This is a genomic window from Deinococcus alpinitundrae, from assembly GCF_009982895.1.
GTDB lineage: Bacteria > Deinococcota > Deinococci > Deinococcales > Deinococcaceae > Deinococcus > Deinococcus alpinitundrae.
Window position 1 is genome coordinate 1 of record NZ_WXZL01000193.1, and the last position, 282, is coordinate 282.

Consider the following 282-nt stretch of genomic DNA (forward strand, 5'->3'; position numbering starts at 1 on the left):
CACGCTGCTCCCCGGACAGCGCAGGCGGTCGGCCCGTCGTGACGGTGGCCTGGAGCGCATCTGGGCCACGGTGACGGAGGCGATATTTCCAGTCGCGGATGGTACTCACCGAAACACCCAGGAACTCGCTGAGTTCCTGGGTGTTGTGCGTTTGAGTCTCGAGCAGCTGGAGAAAGCGCAGTCGACGTTCTTCGAGTTGAGCTCGGGTGAGGTGCAATGGGAGCCAACGGTCAGTCATCCAGCCATTCTACCGTCGTTCACTTCAGCCGAGATCAATAGTGG

The 282-nt window shown here is 60.6% G+C and carries 1 protein-coding gene; it reads right to left on the bottom strand.

The features are described from left to right. Positions 1 to 238: helix-turn-helix domain-containing protein (locus tag GUI70_RS23005; protein ID WP_161884554.1), on the bottom strand; the 238-nt coding region annotated here is incomplete at its 3' end. Positions 239 to 282 lie beyond the last annotated feature (44 nt).